Origin of the sequence: Acinetobacter haemolyticus (genome assembly GCF_900406815.1) — a bacterium.
Lineage (GTDB): Bacteria > Pseudomonadota > Gammaproteobacteria > Pseudomonadales > Moraxellaceae > Acinetobacter > Acinetobacter haemolyticus_A.
The window spans coordinates 128,174-149,587 of sequence record NZ_OVCN01000003.1 but is presented as its reverse complement, the minus strand read 5'-3'; the positions used below and the strand labels follow the sequence as shown (position 1 = coordinate 149,587).

At 39.9% G+C, this 21,414-nt stretch carries 17 protein-coding genes and 2 pseudogenes; 15 read left to right on the top strand and 4 right to left on the bottom strand.

The features are described from left to right. Positions 1 to 4 precede the first annotated feature (4 nt). The 9 genes and pseudogenes from DK207_RS03215 to DK207_RS03175 all read left to right on the top strand — a co-directional run bounded on the left by DK207_RS03215 (position 5) and on the right by DK207_RS03175 (position 12,364). Positions 5 to 2,428, top strand: coding sequence for a glucose/quinate/shikimate family membrane-bound PQQ-dependent dehydrogenase (locus DK207_RS03215; protein ID WP_109439957.1), 2,424 nt, complete (start codon positions 5 to 7; stop codon positions 2,426 to 2,428). A gap of 190 nt (positions 2,429 to 2,618) precedes the next feature. Continuing rightward, complete coding sequence (gene hutC / locus DK207_RS03210) at positions 2,619 to 3,371, top strand: histidine utilization repressor (protein WP_109439956.1); 753 nt, start codon at positions 2,619 to 2,621, stop codon at positions 3,369 to 3,371. After that, a pseudogene (locus DK207_RS03205) lies at positions 3,368 to 3,805 on the top strand (HutD family protein); the annotation flags it as partial. The gene hutC and the pseudogene DK207_RS03205, both read left to right, overlap by 4 nt. A gap of 261 nt (positions 3,806 to 4,066) precedes the next feature. Beyond that, positions 4,067 to 5,743 (top strand): urocanate hydratase, encoded by a 1,677-nt coding sequence (gene hutU / locus DK207_RS03200; protein ID WP_109439994.1) that lies wholly within the window; start codon positions 4,067 to 4,069, stop codon positions 5,741 to 5,743. An 88-nt stretch (positions 5,744 to 5,831) separates the two neighbouring features. Further along, positions 5,832 to 7,370 (top strand): histidine ammonia-lyase, encoded by a 1,539-nt coding sequence (gene hutH / locus DK207_RS03195; protein WP_109439955.1) that lies wholly within the window; start codon positions 5,832 to 5,834, stop codon positions 7,368 to 7,370. Between the two features lie 64 nt (positions 7,371 to 7,434). Then, complete coding sequence (locus DK207_RS03190) at positions 7,435 to 8,847, top strand: amino acid permease (RefSeq protein ID WP_109439954.1); 1,413 nt, start codon at positions 7,435 to 7,437, stop codon at positions 8,845 to 8,847. A 50-nt stretch (positions 8,848 to 8,897) separates the two neighbouring features. Next, positions 8,898 to 10,106, top strand: a complete 1,209-nt coding sequence (hutI, locus tag DK207_RS03185; protein ID WP_109439953.1) for an imidazolonepropionase — start codon at positions 8,898 to 8,900, stop codon at positions 10,104 to 10,106. A 29-nt stretch (positions 10,107 to 10,135) separates the two neighbouring features. Continuing rightward, entirely contained in the window at positions 10,136 to 11,056 is a 921-nt protein-coding gene (gene hutG, locus DK207_RS03180; RefSeq protein ID WP_109439952.1) for a formimidoylglutamase, read from the top strand. 36 nt (positions 11,057 to 11,092) lie between these two features. After that, entirely contained in the window at positions 11,093 to 12,364 is a 1,272-nt protein-coding gene (locus DK207_RS03175) for a Glu/Leu/Phe/Val family dehydrogenase (RefSeq protein ID WP_109439951.1), read from the top strand. A 66-nt stretch (positions 12,365 to 12,430) separates the two neighbouring features. On the opposite strand, the gene DK207_RS03170 is transcribed toward DK207_RS03175, so the two are convergent. Together DK207_RS03170 and DK207_RS03165 are read right to left on the bottom strand one after the other, a co-directional pair. After that, positions 12,431 to 13,258 carry an SDR family oxidoreductase gene (locus DK207_RS03170; protein ID WP_109439950.1) on the bottom strand — a complete coding sequence of 276 codons (828 nt, stop codon included), beginning with the start codon at positions 13,256 to 13,258 and terminating at the stop codon, positions 12,431 to 12,433. A 35-nt stretch (positions 13,259 to 13,293) separates the two neighbouring features. Further along, a complete protein-coding gene (locus DK207_RS03165) occupies positions 13,294 to 14,010 on the bottom strand; it encodes an enoyl-CoA hydratase/isomerase family protein (protein WP_109439949.1) in 717 nt (238 codons plus the stop codon). Positions 14,011 to 14,126: 116 nt separating this feature from the next. Between DK207_RS03165 and DK207_RS03160 the strand changes: the two genes are divergently transcribed. Beyond that, entirely contained in the window at positions 14,127 to 15,191 is a 1,065-nt protein-coding gene (locus DK207_RS03160; RefSeq protein WP_109439948.1) for an AraC family transcriptional regulator, read from the top strand. Here DK207_RS03160 and DK207_RS03155 read toward each other — a convergent pair. Beyond that, positions 15,188 to 16,600 (bottom strand): PLP-dependent aminotransferase family protein, encoded by a 1,413-nt coding sequence (locus DK207_RS03155; RefSeq protein ID WP_109439947.1) that lies wholly within the window; start codon positions 16,598 to 16,600, stop codon positions 15,188 to 15,190. The two genes, DK207_RS03160 and DK207_RS03155, sit on opposite strands and share 4 nt — an antisense overlap. Positions 16,601 to 16,828: 228 nt before the next feature. Between DK207_RS03155 and DK207_RS03150 the strand changes: the two genes are divergently transcribed. Both DK207_RS03150 and DK207_RS15735 read left to right on the top strand, forming a co-directional pair. Further along, a complete protein-coding gene (locus DK207_RS03150; protein ID WP_109439946.1) occupies positions 16,829 to 17,665 on the top strand; it encodes a hypothetical protein in 837 nt (278 codons plus the stop codon). Positions 17,666 to 17,693: 28 nt separating this feature from the next. After that, the gene (locus DK207_RS15735) at positions 17,694 to 17,867 is read left to right on the top strand and encodes a cbb3-type cytochrome oxidase assembly protein (RefSeq protein WP_162540198.1); all 174 of its coding nucleotides are present in this window, start codon (positions 17,694 to 17,696) and stop codon (positions 17,865 to 17,867) included. A gap of 185 nt (positions 17,868 to 18,052) precedes the next feature. Here DK207_RS15735 and DK207_RS03145 read toward each other — a convergent pair whose 3' ends face one another. Then, on the bottom strand, positions 18,053 to 19,057 hold the full coding sequence (locus tag DK207_RS03145) for an AraC family transcriptional regulator (protein WP_109439945.1): 1,005 nt from the start codon (positions 19,055 to 19,057) through the stop codon (positions 18,053 to 18,055). A 157-nt stretch (positions 19,058 to 19,214) separates the two neighbouring features. Between DK207_RS03145 and DK207_RS15730 the strand changes: the two are divergent. The 3 genes and pseudogenes from DK207_RS15730 to DK207_RS03135 all read left to right on the top strand — a co-directional run. Then, positions 19,215 to 19,289: pseudogene (locus DK207_RS15730) on the top strand (RND transporter); the annotation flags it as partial. A 69-nt stretch (positions 19,290 to 19,358) separates the two neighbouring features. Next, positions 19,359 to 20,270: a metal-dependent hydrolase gene (locus tag DK207_RS03140; protein ID WP_109439944.1), complete on the top strand. Its 912-nt coding sequence runs from the start codon at positions 19,359 to 19,361 to the stop codon at positions 20,268 to 20,270. Between the two features lie 10 nt (positions 20,271 to 20,280). Next, entirely contained in the window at positions 20,281 to 21,288 is a 1,008-nt protein-coding gene (locus tag DK207_RS03135) for a putative solute-binding protein (protein ID WP_109439943.1), read from the top strand. Positions 21,289 to 21,414 lie beyond the last annotated feature (126 nt).

Below are 21,414 nucleotides of genomic sequence, written 5' to 3'. Positions count from 1 at the left end.
ACCCATGTCAGAGTCTACCAATAGTCATATCATCTTAAAGATATGGTGTTTTATTTTAGGTCTTGCATTATTGCTGATGGGACTATTCTTCACAATCGGCGGTGGAAAGCTGATTGCTCTCGGTGGTTCATGGTATTTCCTGATAGCAGGTCTATTCACTTTAGCATCTGCGATTTTTATTTTTAAGAAGAAAGCGCTAGGGGTTTGGTTATTTAGTCTTGTTTTTGTCGGCACAATTATTTGGTCGTTAATTGATGCAGGTTGGGAATTTTGGCCATTATTTTCGCGTCTCATGTTCCCAGCAGGTTTGTTTGCAGCACTCGTGCTGACTTTGCCTGCAATCCGTCGTTATCAATTTCAACCTGCTGCTAAATTTCCTGCTTATGCCGTTGGTGGTTTGACTGTATTGGGTATGATCTTTGGTTTTTATCAAATGTTTGTACCACATCCAACTGTTGCTGCCTCAGGTGAGCAATTGCCTTTGATTCCTGTAAAAACAGATATGAAACAAACCAATTGGCAACATTATGGACAGGATACTGGGGGGAGTCGTTTCGCAGCTTTGGATCAGATTACCCGTGACAACGTACATCAGTTAAAAGAAGCGTGGCGCTTTCGTACAGGTGACTTCACCACGGGTTCGGGCAATGGCGCAGAGGATCAAATGACGCCTTTGCAAGTTGGAAATAAAGTCTTTTTATGTACACCACATAACAATATTTTTGCTTTAGAAGCGGATTCTGGTAAACAAATCTGGAAGGCAGAGGTGAATTCCAAGGCCGATGCATGGGAGCGTTGCCGTGGTGTGGCTTATTTTGATACAACCCAGCCATTACAACAGCCGACTCTAGCTGGGGCCACACCTGTCAAAGCGGTTGCAAATAATACTGCATGTTTACGTAGAGTCTATACCAATACACCAGATGGACGTTTAATCGCGATCAATGCGGATACGGGAGAACGTTGTAACGATTTTGGTGTGAATGGTACGGTCGATTTACATCAAGGATTAGGTGAAGGTACAAAAGCACCGCGTTTCCAAGTCACCTCCGCTCCAACAGTGGCAGGATCAGTCTTAGTTGTAGGAAGTCGTATTGCTGATAACTTTGCAGCAGACATGCCAGGCGGGGTGATTCGTGCATACGATGTGATTACGGGTGAACTGCGTTGGGTGTTTGATCCACGTCATCCTGATCCTAACTATATGTTGAAAGAAGGTGAAATCTATAAGCGTAGTTCAGCCAATGCATGGGCGGCATTATCTTATGATCCTGAAATGAATACCGTATTTTTACCGATGGGTAGCTCATCAGTTGATGTATGGGGAGGGAATCGTCAACCACTCGACCATAAATACAATTCTTCTGTATTGGCTTTAGATGCAACCACAGGTAAAGAAAAGTGGGTTTATCAAACTGTGCATAATGATTTATGGGATTTTGATTTGCCGATGCAACCAAGTTTGGTTGATTTTCCTATGCCAGATGGTTCAAATAAACCTGCTGTTGTCATCGGTACAAAGTCTGGCCAATTCTTCGTTCTTGATCGACTAACAGGAAAACCTTTAACGAAAGTGATTGAACAACCTGTTAAACCAGCCAATATCCCAGATGAGCAATATAGCCCAACACAACCTCGTTCAGTAGAGATGCCACAAATCGGTAATCAAACTCTAACTGAATCAGATATGTGGGGCGCGACACCCTTTGATCAATTGATGTGTCGTATTAACTTTAAATCAATGCGCTATGAAGGTTTGTTTACTCCACCAGGAACAGATATTTCACTCAGTTTTCCTGGTTCTCTGGGAGGAATGAACTGGGGCAGTATTGCATTCGATCCAAGTCATCAATACATGTTTGTGAATGACATGCGTTTAGGCTTATGGATTCAGTTAATTAAACAAACACCTGAAGATTTGGCACTTGAAGCCAGTGGTGGTGAAAAAGTCAATACGGGTATGGGTGCTGTACCAATGAAAGGAACACCCTATAAAGTAGACAAAAACCGTTTTTGGTCAACATTTAATATTCCATGTCAAAAACCCCCATACGGTACGATGACCGCAATTGATATGAAAACACGCCAAATTGCTTGGCAGGTTCCGATGGGAACAGTAGAAGATACGGGGCCAATGGGAATCAAAATGGGACTTAAAGCACCAATTGGTATGCCAACGATTGGAGGTCCAATGGCAACCCAAGGTGGTTTAGTCTTCTTTGCAGCAACTCAAGACTATTACTTGCGTGCGCTTGATTCTTCAACAGGGAAAGAACTATGGAAATCTCGTTTGCCAGTCGGCAGTCAAGGTACACCGATTAGTTATGTTTCGCCTAAAAATGGTAAACAGTATGTGGTTATTACTGCCGGCGGTGCTCGTCAGTCACCTGATCATGGGGATTATGTGATTGCCTATAGTCTAGATTAAGTTCATTTCAACCTTTAAAAAGCTGTAATAGCTTAACTATTGCAGCTTTTTTCTGTTCTAAGAGCTAAATAAATTTTTTTGTTTTTAATAAATAGAGACTACAAAACGACTTGATTGTATAAGCTTGTATATACAAATTGGCGTGAAACCCTATACAATAGTTCAAAGTATTTTGTATGAGTTTTATTCAATGTCAAGAACATCCAAGCAAAATGATTTGGATCTATCACTCGGGGAAGATAGTCCTGTACCATTATACTTGCGTGTAAAGCAAATGATTTCACAAAAAATCTATGAAGGCACGTGGACAGTCAATAAAAAGATCCCTTCTGAGAGTGAATTGGTCAATTTGCTTGGTTGTAGTCGTATGACTGTCAATCGCGCTTTACGTGAACTAACCAGTGAAGGCTTGCTTGTACGTATACAGGGCGTGGGTTCTTTTGTTGCAGAAGGGCAAGGAAGAACGGCTTTATTCCATGTCAATAACATTGCTGAAGAGATTATTGCCCGAAATCACAAGCATTGCGCAGAAGTGTTAGTGTTAGAACAAATTCAAGCTGACTCAGAGCAAAGCGTATTAATGCAAATACGCGAGGGTCAAAAGCTATTTCATTCGATCATTGTGCATTATGAGAATGATGTGCCTGTTCAAATTGAAGATCGATTAGTTGATCCCGTGTTGATTCCAGATTATTTAGCACAAGATTTTACGACAATTACACCAAATGCATATTTGATGTCGAAGGCTCCAGTGACTGAAGGTGAGCATGTCGTGACAGCGATTCTAGGGTCTGCTCAAGAATGTAAATGGTTGAAAATTAATAAAACAGAACCATGTCTATTGATCCGCCGCCGTACATGGTCAAATAAACAACTGATTTCCAGCGCGCGTTTGATTTATCCAGGAAGTCGATATTATCTGGAAGGTAAATTTACGCAATGATTCAGCATTTAAGCTCAGCAGATTATAAACAAATGCTGTGGAAAAATGGGGCAGGTTATACAGTTGAACTTGCTCGTAGTGAAGGAAACTCTCTTGAGGAGTTCGACTGGCGTATTTCCATGGCAGACGTCAAAACGGCTGGGGTTTTTTCCAAATTTGAGGGTATGCAACGTATTCTGACTGTTTTGCAAGGTCAGGGCATTATGCTGAATATTGATCATCATCTTAAGCATTTGCAGACTTTGGAATCTGTAACCTTTAGTGGTGACAGTGTGGTTAGTTGTGAATTGCTCAATGGAGAAATTCGCGATTTTAACCTCATTTATGATCCCAAAAAATTCCATGCAGATTATGAATGGATGTTTGAGTCTGTCTTTTCTGAAATAAAGAGTTCTGCTGATCTGATTTTTATCTTTAATCAAAGTCTAGAACCTTTCTTATTAAACTCACAAAAATTTAAATAATTTGTTTTTTCTTAAAACCCATACAAATTGTAGTTGTATGGGTTTTTTATTGCCTTGTAAAAAATAAAACTTTTTATTTCATAGTCTTAAAAATTATTTTTATAAATGGAATGAAATGCATCTTTTCAAGATAAAAGTTTTGTGTAGTATATAGATGTATATACAAGTTAATACATGCTATCTCTTAAAAGCAGTTTAATTTGCAGGCCAAATTCCATCGAAAGGAGTCTCATCGTGACAACGACAACAAAATTTCGTGACGTAGAAATTCGCGCACCACGTGGTACACAACTGAATGCTAAAAGTTGGTTGACCGAAGCCCCATTACGCATGTTGATGAATAATCTCGACCCTGATGTCGCTGAAAATCCGAAAGAACTTGTTGTTTACGGTGGTATTGGACGTGCGGCACGAAACTGGGAATGTTTTGATAAAATCGTTGAAACTTTGAAAGACTTAGAAGCTGATGAAACTTTATTGGTTCAATCAGGCAAACCGGTCGGCGTATTCAAAACCCATAAAGATGCGCCACGTGTTCTGATTGCGAACTCGAATTTGGTTCCACATTGGGCGAATTGGGAACATTTTAATGAGCTAGATGCAAAAGGTTTGGCAATGTATGGTCAAATGACAGCAGGTTCTTGGATCTACATTGGTAGCCAAGGGATTGTACAAGGTACATATGAAACCTTTGTTGAAGCTGGCCGTCAACATTATAACGGCGATCTAAAAGGTCGCTGGGTACTCACTGCTGGTTTAGGTGGTATGGGCGGTGCTCAACCATTAGCAGCTACATTGGCTGGGGCATGTTCTCTAAATATTGAATGCCAACAAACCAGTATCGATTTCCGTTTACGCACACGTTATGTTGATGAACAAGCAACTGATTTAGATGATGCGCTCGCACGTATCGAAAAATATACCAAAGAAGGCAAAGCAGTTTCGATTGCATTACATGGTAATGCGGCTGAAATTTTACCTGAGTTGGTGCGTCGTGGTGTGCATCCAGATATGGTCACTGACCAAACTAGCGCTCATGACCCACTTAACGGCTATTTGCCAGTGGGTTGGACGTGGGAAGAATATCGTCAACATGCTCAAACTGAACCAGAAGTTGTGGTAAAAGCGGCTAAACAATCCATGGCGAAACATGTACAGGCAATGCTTGATTTCCAAAAAATGGGCGTTCCGACATTTGATTATGGCAACAACATTCGTCAAATGGCACAAGAAGAAGGTGTTGCAAATGCCTTTGATTTCCCAGGTTTCGTACCTGCTTATATTCGTCCATTGTTCTGTCGTGGTGTAGGTCCATTCCGTTGGGTGGCACTTTCAGGTGATCCAGAAGATATCTATAAGACAGATGCGAAAGTTAAAGAATTAATTCCTGATGATGAACACCTACATCGTTGGTTAGATATGGCACGTGAGCGTATTAGTTTCCAAGGCTTACCAGCACGTATTTGCTGGGTAGGTTTAGGTTTACGTGCAAAACTCGGTTTAGCTTTTAATGAAATGGTCCGTAGTGGTGAACTTTCAGCACCAATCGTCATTGGGCGTGATCATTTAGACTCTGGATCGGTCTCAAGTCCAAACCGTGAAACTGAAGCAATGCAAGATGGTTCAGATGCAGTATCAGATTGGCCGTTATTGAACGCATTACTCAACACGGCTGGTGGCGCAACTTGGGTATCGTTGCATCATGGTGGTGGCGTAGGTATGGGATTCTCTCAACACTCTGGTGTCGTGATTGTATGTGATGGTACCGATGAAGCTGCAGCACGTATTGCACGTGTATTGACCAATGATCCTGCAACCGGGGTAATGCGTCACGCAGATGCGGGTTATGACATTGCGATTGATTGTGCTAAGGAGCAAGGTTTGAACTTGCCAATGATCACTCGATAAAAATCGCTCAATAACATTTACGGCGTTTTTTGCAATTGTGCAAGAGACGCCGTAAGAGAACAATATATTGCAAAATAGGACGCCAATCATGGAACTTCTCATTCAACCCGGCAAATTAACGCTAGCTGATCTTCGCCAAGCTTATTTAAATCCGATTAAAGTCAAACTTGATGAAAGTGCATCGGCTGCGATAGATGCCAGCGTTGCTTGCGTGGAAAAAATTGTCAATGAAGGTCGTACTGCCTACGGGATCAATACAGGTTTTGGTTTACTTGCTTCAACTAAAATTGCGCCTGAAGATTTGGAAAAACTGCAACGTTCATTGGTACTTTCTCATGCTGCGGGTGTCGGTGAGCCATTAGATGATGCGATGGTTCGTTTAATCATGTTGCTCAAGGCAAATAGCTTGGCACGTGGTTTCTCTGGTATTCGCCGTAAAGTGATTGATGCCATTCTTACCTTGATCAATGCAGAAGTCTATCCACATATTCCCCTTAAAGGTTCAGTCGGTGCCTCAGGGGATTTAGCGCCATTAGCACATATGTCTTTGGTGTTGTTGGGTGAGGGTAAGGCTCGTTATAAAGGTGAATGGCTATCAGCTGTTGATGCATTAAAAGTGGCTGGTTTAGAGCCAATTTCTTTGGCTGCGAAAGAAGGTCTAGCACTTTTAAACGGTACGCAAGTTTCAACAGCGTATGCGTTACGTGGTTTATTTGAAGCTGAAGATTTGTTTGCTGCTGCCACTGTTTGTGGTGGTTTAAGTGTTGAAGCAATGTTAGGTTCACGTGCACCATTTGATGCCCGTGTCCATGAAGTACGTGGTCAACGTGGTCAAATCGATGTTGCTGCGGCTTACCGTGACTTATTGACTGACTCAAGTGAAATTGCACACTCACATGAAGATTGTAGTAAAGTGCAAGATCCATATTCACTTCGTTGTCAACCTCAAGTGATGGGTGCCTGTTTGACTCAAATTCGTCAGGCAGCAGAAGTTTTAGAAATTGAATCAAATGCTGTATCAGATAACCCATTGGTTTTCGCAGCAGAAGGTGATGTGATTTCAGGTGGTAATTTCCATGCAGAGCCTGTGGCAATGGCTGCTGATAATTTGGCACTGGCAATTGCAGAAATCGGTTCGCTGTCTGAACGCCGTATTTCAATGATGATGGACCGCCATATGTCACAACTTCCACCATTTTTGGTTGCCAATGGTGGTGTCAATTCAGGATTTATGATTGCTCAAGTCACAGCTGCGGCATTGGCAAGTGATAACAAAGCTTTAGCCCATCCTGCAAGTGTAGATAGTTTACCGACATCAGCAAACCAAGAAGACCATGTTTCCATGGCACCAAATGCAGGCAAACGTTTGTGGTATATGGCAGACAACGTTCGTGGCATCTTGGCGGTGGAATGGCTAGGCGCGTGTCAAGGTCTTGATTTCCGTGAAGGCTTAAAAAGTTCTCCGAAACTTGAGCGTGCTCGTAAAGTATTGCGTGATCAAGTGCCGTATTACAGTGAAGACCGTTTTTTTGCACCTGATATTGAACAAGCAAGCGAATTGCTTGCGAGTGGATGTTTAAACGAGTTAATTATTCCAAATCTCTTACCAAGTTTAGTTAAAGGCTGATTAACAAAACGGCCACATGGAGTGGCCGAATCTAACTAAATTTACTCAAGGATTGGAGATTACAATGTCACAGCACTCCACATTACAGCGGGGGTTAAACACCCGTCATATCCGTTTCTTAGCATTAGGATCAGCAATTGGAACGGGACTTTTTTACGGTTCTGCAACTGCTATAAGTATGGCAGGCCCTTCAGTCATACTCGCTTATATTATTGCAGGGATTGCAATTTATATCGTGATGCGGGCACTTGGTGAAATGGCGGTAAAGAACCCGGTATCGGGTTCATTTAGTCATTATGCGACACAATATATTGGTCCATTTGCTGGTTTTACCACAGGTTGGACCTATGTGTTTGAAATGATCATTGTGGCACTGGCTGACGTGACAGCATTCGGTATTTACATGGGATTCTGGTATCCCGATGTGCCAAGGTGGATCTGGATTTTGTCACTGATTATGTTCTTAGGAGCAATTAACTTAATCCACGTAAAGGTTTTTGGTGAACTCGAGTTTTGGCTATCTATTGTTAAAGTTACCGCAATTATTGCCATGATCTTAGGTGGCTTGGGACTTATGTTTTATGGGTTTCAAGCGGATAACAGTGGTTTTACCACAGGCATCCAAAACCTATGGATACATGAAGGCTTTATGCCTAACGGAATAGCAGGGTTAGTCGCTTGTTTATCGGTGGTGGTGTTTGCGTTTGGTGGTATCGAAATTATCGGTATTACTGCGGGTGAATCGAAAGATCCAAAGTCCTCGATTCCTAAAGCGATTAATGCTGTGCCAGTTCGTATCTTACTATTTTATGTACTCACGATCTTTGTATTGATGTCGATTTTCCCTTGGAATCAAATTGGCAGCCAAGGTAGTCCATTTGTACAAATATTTGAGAATCTTGGAATTGGATCTGCTGCAACGATTTTAAATATCGTTGTAATTACCGCAGCTGTCTCAGCCATTAATAGTGATGTGTTTGGTGCAGGACGTATGCTTTATGGTATGGCAGACAAAGGACAGGCACCACAGGTGTTCCAAAAAGTATCTCGTAATGGGGTGCCCTGGATGACAGTGGTTGTGATGGCAGGTGTTCTCTTGATTGGTGTTCTATTGAATTATCTTATCCCAGAGAATGTATTCCTGATCATTGCTTCAATTGCAACATTCGCAACAGTTTGGGTCTGGTTAATGATCTTGCTTTCTCAGATAGCGATGCGCCGTAAACTTTCAACAGCAGAAATTAAAGCACTCGATTTCCCTGTGATTGGTTGGCCATATGCACCTGCATTTGCCATTGCATTTATGGTGTTTATTTTGGTGATGATGGGATATTTCCCTGACTCTCGACCTGCGATCTATGTTGGCATTTCTTGGTTAATATTACTTTGGATTGCTTACAGTATCTGGGTAAAACCTAAACAAAACACTGTACCAGTAGAACACAGCCTGCCACACAATATCGGAATAGAACGCTAAAAACAAAATAGCCTAAGCATCTAATGCTTGGGCTATTTGAGGATAATTGCATGAAAAAGCTTTGGAAAAACTGTCACATTGCCACGATGCAAAATGGACAATATTCCAGTATTGAAAATGCAGCCATGGTGACAGATGGACAGCATATTGATTGGATCGGCGCAGAGAAAGATGTGCCTTCAGTAGAATATGCGGAATCAATTGATCTCAATGGTGCATGGGTAACACCCGGTATGATTGATTGTCATACGCATAGTGTGTTTGGAGGCAATCGTAGTGTTGAATTCGAACAACGTTTGCAAGGCGTGAGTTATGCAGAGATCGCAGCAAATGGGGGGGGAATTGCAAGTACAGTACGAGCAACGCGCGAAGCAACGGAAGCGCAGTTACTTGCATCAGCCCTAGAACGTATCCGCTGTATGTTAAAAGATGGTGTGACTACCATTGAAATCAAGTCAGGTTATGGCTTGGATTATGAAAATGAAAGAAAAATGTTGCGTGTCATTCGTCAGGTTGCACAAACATTACCGATGACTGTGAAAAGTACTTGCTTGGCTGCACATGCATTGCCGCCTGAGTTTAAAGATCAAAGCGATGCTTATATTGAGCATATCTGCACGGAAATGCTGCCGAAATTACATCAAGAGGGACTTGTTGATGCTGTCGATGCGTTCTGTGAGTATTTAGCATTTTCACCTGAGCAAGTTGAGCGTGTGTTTAAAACAGCACAGGCATTAAATCTGCCGATTAAATTACATGCAGAACAGCTATCTTCGTTAGGTGGCTCTAGTTTAGCAGCACGCTACCATGCCTTATCCTCAGATCACTTAGAGTTCATGACGGAAGATGATGTCAAGGCAATGGCTGAGGCTGGAACCGTTGCGGTGTTATTACCAGGTGCATTTTATTTCTTGAGAGAAACCCAACTTCCACCACTCGAAAGTTTGCAAAAGCATGGTGTTCGAATCGCATTGTCTAGCGATTTAAATCCTGGTACCTCGCCAGCATTATCCTTGCGTTTGATGTTGAATATGGGAAGTACCTTATTCCGTTTAACACCTGAACAAGCTTTAGCTGGCGTCACTATCCATGCTGCTCATGCATTAGGTTTACAGAAAACCCATGGCAGTCTAGAGCAAGGCAAAGTGGCTGACTTTATTGCATGGGATATTGAACATCCTTCTGAAATTGTGTATTGGCTCGGCGGTGATTTAGCCAAAAGAATCATACGTCACGGTACTGAAATTTCGATTGGCTAAGTGAATAACTTTTTAAGTAGCGATTAATTATGAAACATTCATTTAAGTGGCAAGGACGACATGATGGAGAAGGTGAGTCACATTTACGTATCCATCAGGTGGTCAATACCAGCCAGCAAGCCGAATATGCCTTCATTGGGTTTGGTTCAGATGAAGGGGTGAAACGAAATAAAGGTCGTGTTGGTGCTGCGGATGCGCCAGATATGATTCGTGCTCAACTCGCGAACTTACCTGTGCATCAACCTGTCACAATAGCGGATCTAGGTACTGTGGTTTGCGAAAGTGACCAGCTGGAAAATGCCCAAGCTGAGTTGGCAGATCAGGTTGAGCGTTGCTTAAAACAGGGTATGAAACCGATCGTCTTAGGTGGTGGGCATGAGGTTGCTTTTGGTAGTTTTTCAGGATTGTTTCAATATATTCAAAATCACGAACCTAAGAAAAAGATTGGAATTATCAATTTTGATGCCCATTTTGATCTTCGTGAAGCAACGCAAGTCACTTCAGGTACACCTTTTCTAAATGCAGCAACATTATCAGAACAACACCAACAAGAATTCCATTATCTATGTATCGGTGTGGCGAAGCATTCAAATACGAAGATTTTGTTTGAAACAGCAGATCGGTTGAAGTGTACTTATATTTACGATTATGAACTACAACAGAAAAATGTCGAAAATATAATCTTAAAAATACAAAAATTTATCGGAAAAGTTGACTATTTGTATATTACAGTTGACCTTGATGTATTTAGTGCTAGCATTGCGCCGGGTGTAAGCGCACCGGCGGTAAAAGGAGTTGATTTATCGGTATTTGATCCATTATTAGAAGCCATTAAGGAAACTGGCAAAATTAAAGTTTTTGATGTGGCTGAATGTAATCCACGGTTCGATTTGGATAGCAGAACTGCCAAATTAGCCGCTTATATAATTTTTAACTATATATTTGATTGATGGTTCACGTGAACTTATCAAAAGGATAAGGCAAAAATGTCTAATTTATCTTATATCTCTCAAAATGACGGTCCATGGGCAACTTATCTCGAACAGATCGAGCGTGTTGCTCCATATCTAGAAGGTCTAGAAGGTTATGTGGATACATTGAAGCGCCCAAAACGTGCTTTGATCGTTGACGTGCCAATTGTTATGGACGATGGCACAATTCGTCATTTTGAGGGTTATCGTGTACAACACAACTTGTCACGTGGTCCGGGTAAAGGCGGTATTCGTTATCACCCAGATGTAGATTTAAATGAAGTCATGGCACTTTCAGCATGGATGACAATTAAGACTGCGGTGGTAAATCTACCATTTGGCGGTGCAAAAGGCGGTATCCGTGTTGACCCACGTCAACTTTCTCCACGTGAATTAGAACGCTTAACACGCCGTTATACCAGTGAAATCAGCCATATCATTGGTCCACAAAAAGATATTCCTGCACCAGACGTGGGTACTAATCCAAACGTTATGGGCTGGATCATGGATACTTATTCATCGGGTCAAGGTCATACCGTAACGGGTGTGGTAACAGGTAAACCTGTGCATTTGGGCGGTTCTTTGGGGCGTATCAAAGCAACAGGTCGAGGTGTATTTATTACAGGTCAACAAGTTGCTGAAAAAATTAAATTACCTTTAGATGGCGCTAAAGTTGCGGTGCAAGGTTTTGGTAACGTAGGTAGTGAAGCTGCGTATTTATTTGTTGAATCAAAATCTAAAATCGTCACGATTCAGGACCATACAGGTACGATTTACAATCCTGACGGGATTGATCTTGCGGCATTAAAAACTCACATGGAAACTCATCAAGGTGTGGGTGGCTTTGCTGGTGCGCAAGCGATCAGCGATGACGCGTTCTGGACTGTAGACATGGATATCTTGATCCCTGCTGCATTAGAAAGTCAGATCACGGTTGAACGTGCGAAAAACTTATCAGCAAAACTGGTACTTGAAGGCGCGAACGGCCCAACATATCCAGAAGCGGATGACATCCTCGTTGAACGTGGTATCACGGTTGTCCCAGACGTAATCTGTAATGCGGGTGGTGTGACCGTATCTTATTTCGAATGGGTTCAGGATATGTCGAGCTATTTTTGGTCAGAAGAAGAAATCAATGAACGTCTTGATAAACTCATGATTCAAGCGATTAATGATGTATGGCACAAATCAAGTGAGAAAGAATGTACTTTACGTACAGCTGCCTTCATTTTGGGTTGTGAGCGCATTTTAAAAGCACGTAAAGAGCGTGGTATTTTCCCAGGTTAATCATTTAACTTGGTGAATTAAAACGCTCTTAAGATGAAAGTTTTAAGAGCGTTTTTTATAGTGGAGCTAATCTAAAAAGAAATCTTTCTGGATGTTATTATTGCCATCTATACATGCATAGTTTTCAAGATTAGTAATCCCAATTCTTGCTAGAGCTTGTTCATCTGTTAAGCTCATTCCTGTTAGCTCACCACGATTGGTTGTAAAAATTGAATAAGCTGCATCAGCCATAATTTCTGGTTTTCGGCTCACTTGTAAGGTATTTTCTTCCCCCAGCTTTTTTGAGACAGCAGCAGTTGCAATATAGGTTGCTGGCCATAAGGTATTGCAAGAAATACCGTATTGACGAAATTCTTCTGCCATCCCCATAGTAAGTATGCTCATCCCATATTTCGAGAGCGCGTAGGGTGAAAGCATACCTAACCATTTCGGTGACATATTTACAGGTGGGGATAAACTGAGAATATGAGGGTTGTCGGATTTTTTTAAGTAAGGTAACGCGGCTTGAGCACAGATGAATGTAGCTCTATGATTAATCGTCTGAATTAAGTCATATTGTTTGAGGGGAGTTGTTTCTACCCCTGTAAGTGCAATTGCACCTGCATTATTAATGAGCACATCAATTCCACCAAAAGTTTCAACTGTTTGTTGGATGGCAGAATAAATTTGTTGCTCATCTCGTACATCTAAAATAAGAGGAAGTGCCTTGCCGCCCGCAGCTTCAATTTCCTCCGCAACGCTGTATATGGTGCCTGATAATTTTGGTGTTTCGATAGCAGTTTTCGCTGCAATCACGACATTTGCACCTGCTTGAGCCGCTTTTATAGCGATTGCTCGACCGATGCCACGACTTCCACCTGTAATAAAAACAGTTCTTCCTTGCATTATTTTCACCGTAATTTCTATTTCTGATTCTTGCGCAAATAAAGTTAATTCATGAAAGGATGCGCAAACTTTTCAGGATCATATAACTGACGTTGTTTGGCAATTTCTACGATTCGATGACGTAATTGACGTTTAATCACAGCATAAGTCAAACGATGCTTTTGCGACATATCCTCTGCAAATCTTAACGTCTCATTTTGTAGCGACTCGCTTGGATGTATTTGACTGACGACTTGCGCTTGTAAGCATTCAACTCCTGTCATCGCTTTTCCAATTAATGACATTTCCCAAGTCGCATACTGATTTGGTAGTAGTTGTACAATTTCTGCAATGATATCGGTAAAAGGAATGGTGAGTTTGATTTCAGGAAAACAAAAACGTCCCTTATCTGATCGCATAAATCTAAAGTCACAGGCTGATGCCAAAATTGCCCCGCCTGCATAAGCATTGCCATTGATTTCTGCTATCACAGGGAGATTCAATAATGCTAGGCGAAGTAACATATCTTCCAGTTGTGAAGTAAATGCTTTTTTATCTTCGATAGATTGTTGCATTAACCATGCAAGGTCTAATCCATTACAAAACGTTTTGTGATGATCACTACGAATAATTAGACTGGCGTTATTTTGATCGTTTTCAATTTCATTAAAAACTGAAATATATTCCTCTAAAACGTCTTTGTTCAGTGCATTTTCCTGATCACCATTGATTAAGGTAAGCACATAAATAGATTGTTGTTTGTCGAGATGTAGGCTTGCCATTAAGCAATTCCTCTATGTTTATTCATTTATCTATGACTGATTATTCAGAATAAACTTTTCGCTCAATAGGGGAGACTATGCCATATTAATAATCATTTTAGGACACAGGATGTGCCATGCGTGATCCTTTCGGGTTATTTCAAGAAAATATTTCAGTCTCTTATGCCCATGTATTATTAGAAATAGTCGAAGAATATGGCATCGAGAACCAAACAGTTTTGCATAATACAGGGTTGGTTCTTGCAGATATGAAGCATGCTGATGCCAAAATGAGTGCTCATCAATGGTCTAAGCTGGTTGTGAATGCTCTACAACTCACAGGCAATCTTCGATTGGGTATTGAGTATGGACTCAAACTCCGTCCAACCTCACATGGTGCATTGGGTTTTGCTTTTTTAAGCTGTGCTGATGTTGAAACTGCCTTGACGCTATGCCAGCAATATTTCTGTACGCGGATTCAAAATTTCATACATGAATGGAGTGTGGATGAACACTTTGTTTACGTTTACTTAGATGATGTGCATCCCGTTAAATTGGGTGGTGAGCAACAATCGGCGCAATTACGATCTTTTTTAGTTGAATGTTTGATTTTTGGAGCAATTCATTTTTTAAGTTTATTTTCGAAAGAACTTATTGAACAGAGTGAAGTTTTCTTAGATTGGAAAGAAACCAATGATTATCAGTATATTGAGCTTTCAAAAATCAAAATACATTTTAATCAAAAACGAAATGGTCTGCGTTTTCCAAAACAATTTCTTCATTGCAAAAATCAAAATGCTGATCAAGTCTCTTATCAGCAAGCGCTTTTATATTGCGATAATGATAAAGAAAAGTTAGTCAGAGAAACTCATCGTGACTTACAAAAGAGTATTCGCTCGGAATTACTGTATAACTCAAGCAATGGTTATCCCACATTGCCAATGATTGCTGAGCGTTTGAATATGTCTGAACGAACCCTTAAAAGACATTTACAGGCACAGGGAACGACTTTTTTACAGCTTCTAGCTGATGTACGTTTTACTGAGGCTAAAAAAATGCTACAACAAAAACAATATAGTATTCAGGATATTGCAAGTATTGTGGGATATGAAGAAGCCACCAATTTTATCCGTGCTTTTAAAAAGACCTTTGGAGAAACACCTAGTCAATATCGAAAGCGCAATCTTGTGAAGCCCAATTAAATCGAGGCTTCTGTTTCAATAGCTAGAATGAACTGCTCCACGGCATGTTGAATTTGTTCAGTCCATTCAAAAGAACAATTCATCCGAATAAAATGTTGATGCGATGGCAGTACATTAAAAAGCGGACTTGGCGCGATTCCAATTTGTTGCTGGATCAGTTGTTCATAAATATTCATGCTGCTGACTTTTTCAGGCAGTTGAATCCATAGAAAATAACCGCTTGGGTAGTTAAAAACTTTACAGCCTTTAGGTAAATGTTGTTTGAGATATTGAAAGAATTGCTTCTTATTCTTTTCTAGAGCTCGTCTCAACGTTCTTAAATGCTTTTCATAATGATGATTAGATAAAAACTCAACCAGTGCGTTCTGAATAAGTGCGTTTGCGGAAATGGTACTCATCAATTGTAAATGCTGGATGTGTTCTGAGAACTTACCTGCATACACCCAACCCATACGAAAACCAGAACCCAAAGTTTTAGAGAAAGAAGAGCAGTGCAAAACCAAATGTTGTTGATCAAAATACTTCATCGGCAGGGGTTTTTGACTGCCATAAAATAATTCTTCATAAACATCATCTTCGATTAAATGGATCTGATGTTCGTGTAGAAGCTTGGCAATTTTATACTTAATTTCATTGCTAACCGTAAAGCCAATTGGATTATGTGCATTTAACATGAACCAACAAACTTTAATTGGATAATCTCGGATCACTTGCTCAAAAGCCTCAAGATCAAAGCCATGTAGAGGATGTTCAGGCAAGGTAATGACTTTTAATCCTAAACGTTCAGCCGCTTGCCATGCACCATAGAAAATTGTCTGCTGCAAAAAAATATAGTCACCAGGTTGAGTGATGGCCTGTAAGGATAGATTTAACGCTTCCAAGCCCCCAGAAGTGATGACAATATCATCAGCATCGGTTGGGATCCCTTGCATACAATAGCGCTGAGCAATCAGTTTTCTTAAGGCGAAATTTCCTGGGGGAAGATTGGATGTTTGATCATAACTTTTCCGATTACGGGAGAGTTGTCCCATGATTTGAATCAGTTTGGGCGGATAAAGCAATTGGCTATCTGGAAATGCTGAGCCTAAGGGACAGATCTGTTTTGACTGAATCGACTTTAGATACTTAAACACCAGAGAGTTGATTTCAATTTTTGGATTTAATGACACCACTGTGGATGTTTGGGGAATTTGATGATGATTTTGTTCAGCAACAAAATAGCCCGATTTTTCTTTTGAATAAATCAGGCCTTGTGCTTCCAATTCTTGATAAGCATTCATGACAGTAATGAGACTAAAACCAGATCGTTGTACTTGTTCTCGCAAGGACGGCAATTTGCTATGGGGTTCCCATGATCCATTTTCGATGAGAAGTTTTAGCTGATGCGCTAACTGTTCTGATTTATACATAAAATACCTAGATCAAGCTTTTTCTGTTTATGAGTCATATGTTCTATTTTAATAATTTTATAGCAGATGAGTGAAAAAGAAATGATCTGTTATATTTTTTTAATAAAACTCTGTAGCTACTCAACAATTTGTATCTGCTGCACACTACAGCTATCAACCAAGCAGTTAGTTTAATTACTCAAAAACTAAATTGTTGGAACTCAAGTTTCGTATTTGGCTGGAGCATCAATGAAGTTTATAACCTCAGAACTCAATGCAATAACTCAGCTTTTTCCAGAGCAGCAACCTTCTGAATGGATACAGCAGAAGTTATGTCTTGAATATGTCAATTTAGAAGCGACGCTACTCAGAGCAAAAGTTTTAAGAAATTTTTCTAAATCACGTGTGATTTTTATTGCTCAAGCCCAAATTGCTAAGAATGACAATAATCTTGCGTACCTTTTTGCACCATTGATCATAGCTAACTTAAATCGGTCTGTGATTTATAACACATTGTATTCACCGCCTGTATTTAAGATTCTAAATCAATATTATCAATCAGATAGAAGTGTTAATTTAAAAATTGAAGAAACCCTACACAGCTTAAACTTATATGTTGATCTTGTTGATGAGCCTAGAAAAGAGCTAGATTTTTTGTATCGTGGTTTGGTTAAAGCCTTGTGTCGAAGCGATGTATCAGAGGTATTTTTGATTACACATTTGAGTATAGATGAGGCGCAACTTTGTATTTTACAGGATTATTTTGAGGTCAAAATCCATGTGATTTATGCGGATAAGCAGCCTTCTATTGTAAATGATGAAGTGATGAATACCCGAAAATTATTGTTTAAAACGAAAGATGAGTTTCATCGAAATCTTTGTGCATTGTTTTCTCAATTGAATACGCCGTTGATTGCCCAGATAGGCCAGTTTAGCGAACTGCAAGCAACACATCTCATTGAGGATATGTTTTATTCCGAACATATCTTTGAAAAATTATCGGTTTATGGCGAATACATGCAAACACGTATTCAAAATGGTGCCAATTTTAGAGCTTTATCTATAAACGAGTTGTCATCGCATTGAATTTTTGGATTTGAAGAGGAGAAATGATATGTCTCAATCACAATCGAAGTTCCCGTATCTTACTGTCGGAATTAGTATTTTCCTAGGATGTCTATTCTTGGTGTTTTTCTTTTTAGCAGTAAGCCATCAGCCTGATTATATGCCTTCCCAACAACAGAAAAATGTGAACCAAGTTCAGCATTCAGTCCAACACAACAAGTAGCATGAGTACGTATTTAATTCTTCTGTTCATTTAATGGTGAGTTGAGTGCTCGCCACTAACGACATTTGATGATCGTCTTATCCCATATTAATTGTACAATGGGTAGTCTTAACAAAACCCTGTCTACCCATTTGTGAATATAGCTATAAAAATAGCTGGGAGTAATAGACTTAAGCCTTCTTAAATTAGTGTTTTCTAGGCGTTGATCCTGTCCAGCGCTTAAATGCGCGAGAAAAATTTTTAGCGTTTGTATATCCAAGGTGATGGGCAATATTTTCAATAGATAAATTAGGATTGTTAAGGAGTTGAATTGCTTTTTCACATCTTACTTTGTCAACAAGTTCTCTAAAGTTGGTTCCTTCATTTTCTAACTTTCGTTGTAAAGTACGCTCTGAAATTTTCATTTTCTCAAGTATTTCTGTTAAAGAACTAATTCCCATACTTTCATCGTAAATAAGATCTTCAATAATATTATTAAAGCTATTTTGCTGTAATAACTTACGTAACTGTAATTTACATTCTTCTCGAGCAAGACGTTCAGCAATTGGGTCTGAGTGCAGTAGTGGAAGGTCTAAAATTTCTTTTTTGAATTCTAGGCGAGTAATGGGACGATTAAATCTTACTTCACCGGGAATTAAGGGGAGCAATTTATCAAAATAGTCAGGTTTACTAAATTGGACATCAGCAAAGCCTGTTAATGGCTGCCCAGAAATACTTTTTCCCATTTGTGCGAATCCAAGCAACAACGCAATTTGAATCACTTCATCTAGATAATAAGTCTCAGTTTGTTCGAATGAAATGATTGCATGATTCCCTTGAACGTCCAGTTTGATTGTATGTATGTTGGATTGGAGTGAAATAAATTCTTGCGCAATATTCAGTGCTTGTTTGACATCCTTAGCCAGCATAGCCGCCATTCCCATCAGACCATGGCAAGTGATAGTCATTTGCATCCCTAAATAAAAACCAAACTCTAAAGCAGGAACTTGGGTGAGTGTAAGCGCACGCTTAAGGATGTCCATCACAGTTTTGGCATCAGCACGCCACAAGGGTTGCACTAATTGTTCTGGCTGAAGTCCTGAGTCTTTTAATAATTCATCTGCAGAAATATCCCAACGAGATACCACATCAACCATCAAGGCGATATAGGTACCAGGAACAGTTTTTTCTAATTTTTTATTTAGCGTCATAACATGCAATGTCGGAAAATGATACCAAAATGGCTTACCAAGAACTATTACAACATTTTTTTTTATTTAAAAATAGCCTCATCAACACATGTGTAAATAGGCTCTGTTTTAAAACGGATTATTGCTTTCAATGGAGTTGAGTCGTTTGAAAATCATTATGATGAGTGTTTTGAAACGGGCTCGTTGTACGGTTGAACGGACGAATTTTGAGTGTTCTTTGAGTGGAGAATAGTTAAGTAAATCTTGGCTATTTCTAATATTCGAGAAATTTTCTGAATTTAGCTGGAAAGTTGAGGCAATTATGAATGCAACTGCTCATCATCACAAACTTGTTGCAAGATTTGTAAGGTTTGATTTTTCTAATTCTCCTGTCCAGTGGATTCCGAATGATCCTGTATGTTCTCATTTAATTAATGGTATTAACTTAATTTTACCAGCAGGCGAATTTTGGTTTTGTCGTGTTTATAACGAAGCTTTACCTTATGTAAATGATCCAATTCTAAGTGACGATGTCAAAGGTTTTATTCGACAAGAAGCAACACATGCACGTGCTCACCAAGGTGCCCAAGAATTTCTTCGGCAGCATGGCTATGATCTTGAGCCTGCATTTAAAAAAATTAACTGGATTTTTGGTGTTTTTTTGGGTGAAAGCCCTTTAGGTATTAAGGCTTTAGCAATACAACCGCTTGAACATTTTTGGTTAATTACGAGGGTAGGTGTGGTTGCTGCAATCGAGCACTTTACTGGTGTGCTTGGGCAGTGGTGTATGGATAACAAGTCATGGGATAAGGCTGATCCCGTGATTGCAGATATGTTCCGTTGGCATTTAGCTGAGGAAGTTGAACATCGCTGTGTTGCTTATGATTTATTTAAATCCATGCTACCGAATCCGATTCTTTTTTATCTTTATCGTCAGTTTTTAATGGCTTTAGTCTTTCCTATTTTTATTTATGTATTAGCAGATGTGGGTCGCCATTTAGGTAGACAGGACCCAGACCAATCAGTAAAAAAGATTGCCAATAAGGGCTTAATCGCGCTGTTGGCAACTTATCATAAACAGGCCAAAGCAACAGACAATGGCCCCACACTGACATTTTTAGTGAAAGCTACGATTCGTTGGATTTCACCAAAATTTCATCCTGAGTCTGAAGGAAATACACAACAAGCCTTGGATTACTTAGCACGTTCACTAGCGGTAAAGGCCGTAAATTAAAGGAAAACTTATGAAAAAAATTGCACTTACTATCATGACAACTTCTTTAATGGGAGTATCAATTTCTGCTCAAGCGAAAATTGATGTGTGTGTATTTGATATTTTGGGAAAATCAGGTGAAGCATATAAGATGATGCAGGATTGGACTTTGGCAGCAAAAGGTTGGGGTGCTGACATCAATCTTTTGGCAATCACCGATGAGGCTGTTGCTGATAATAATTTTAAGGCGGGTAAATGTGATGGTGTAGCAATGACGTCTATGCGCGCACGTCCATATAATAAGTTTGTCGGTTCTATTGACTCTCTTGGCGGTGTACCAAGTGATGAAATTGCAAAGCGTGCAATTACCTTCGTTTCTGATCCTCGTAATGCTGCTAAAATGACCACTAATCTCAATGGTAATAAATATGAAGTTGCTGGAATTTCACCTTTAGGTTCGGCATATATTTTTGTACGTGATAAAAGCATTGATTCAATTGAAAAAGCAGCGGGTAAGAAATTTGCTGTACTGGGCTATGATGATGCGCAGAAGCTGATTGTACAACGTGTAGGCGCACAAGCTGTACTTTCTGATATTTCAAACTTTGCAGCTAAATTTAATAATGGTCAGGTAGATATGATTGGCGCGCCAGCTTATGCTTATAAACCTTTAGAGTTACATAAGGGTTTAGGCACTAATGGGGTGATGTATAACTTCCCAGTACTACAAGTCACAGCCAATATCGTGATACGCCCTGAAAAATTCCCAGCAGGCTTTGGTCAGAAATCCCGTGATTTTTCTGTTAAACAACTTCCAAAAATTTTTGCGACAATTAAGCGTTTAGAGGCAGAAATTCCAGCAAAATATAAAATGAATTTAACGCCTGAAGATAAGTTGAAGTATCAAAAAATGATGCGTGATGGTCGGATTGAGTTAACTCAACGTGGTATCTACGATGCAAGCATGATGTCTGTTTTGAAGAAAGCACGTTGTTCGGTTGATAAGGCGAATTTTGAGTGTGCTTTAGCTGGTGAATAATGCATACAGCCTATTTTCAAAAATGATAAAAAGGCCTAGACGATCTAGGTCTTTTTTTAAACAAAGAATGGAAGACCTAAGGCAAAATTTGAATAGTCAGACAAGCTGCTTTCATCTTAACTCTAC

What these genes read in the sequence shown, in the direction of transcription:
- DK207_RS03215 (WP_109439957.1), top strand. Translation starts at nt 5, where the DNA reads ATGTCAGAGTCTACCAATAGTCATATCATCTTAAAGATATGGTGTTTT.
- hutC (WP_109439956.1), top strand. Translation starts at nt 2,619, where the DNA reads ATGTCAAGAACATCCAAGCAAAATGATTTGGATCTATCACTCGGGGAA.
- hutH (WP_109439955.1), top strand. Translation starts at nt 5,832, where the DNA reads ATGGAACTTCTCATTCAACCCGGCAAATTAACGCTAGCTGATCTTCGC.
- DK207_RS03190 (WP_109439954.1), top strand. Translation starts at nt 7,435, where the DNA reads ATGTCACAGCACTCCACATTACAGCGGGGGTTAAACACCCGTCATATC.
- hutI (WP_109439953.1), top strand. Translation starts at nt 8,898, where the DNA reads ATGAAAAAGCTTTGGAAAAACTGTCACATTGCCACGATGCAAAATGGA.
- hutG (WP_109439952.1), top strand. Translation starts at nt 10,136, where the DNA reads ATGAAACATTCATTTAAGTGGCAAGGACGACATGATGGAGAAGGTGAG.
- DK207_RS03175 (WP_109439951.1), top strand. Translation starts at nt 11,093, where the DNA reads ATGTCTAATTTATCTTATATCTCTCAAAATGACGGTCCATGGGCAACT.
- DK207_RS03165 (WP_109439949.1), bottom strand. Translation starts at nt 14,010, where the DNA reads ATGGCAAGCCTACATCTCGACAAACAACAATCTATTTATGTGCTTACC.
- DK207_RS03160 (WP_109439948.1), top strand. Translation starts at nt 14,127, where the DNA reads ATGCGTGATCCTTTCGGGTTATTTCAAGAAAATATTTCAGTCTCTTAT.
- DK207_RS03155 (WP_109439947.1), bottom strand. Translation starts at nt 16,600, where the DNA reads ATGTATAAATCAGAACAGTTAGCGCATCAGCTAAAACTTCTCATCGAA.
- DK207_RS03150 (WP_109439946.1), top strand. Translation starts at nt 16,829, where the DNA reads ATGAAGTTTATAACCTCAGAACTCAATGCAATAACTCAGCTTTTTCCA.
- DK207_RS15735 (WP_162540198.1), top strand. Translation starts at nt 17,694, where the DNA reads ATGTCTCAATCACAATCGAAGTTCCCGTATCTTACTGTCGGAATTAGT.
- DK207_RS03145 (WP_109439945.1), bottom strand. Translation starts at nt 19,057, where the DNA reads ATGACGCTAAATAAAAAATTAGAAAAAACTGTTCCTGGTACCTATATC.
- DK207_RS03140 (WP_109439944.1), top strand. Translation starts at nt 19,359, where the DNA reads ATGAATGCAACTGCTCATCATCACAAACTTGTTGCAAGATTTGTAAGG.
- DK207_RS03135 (WP_109439943.1), top strand. Translation starts at nt 20,281, where the DNA reads ATGAAAAAAATTGCACTTACTATCATGACAACTTCTTTAATGGGAGTA.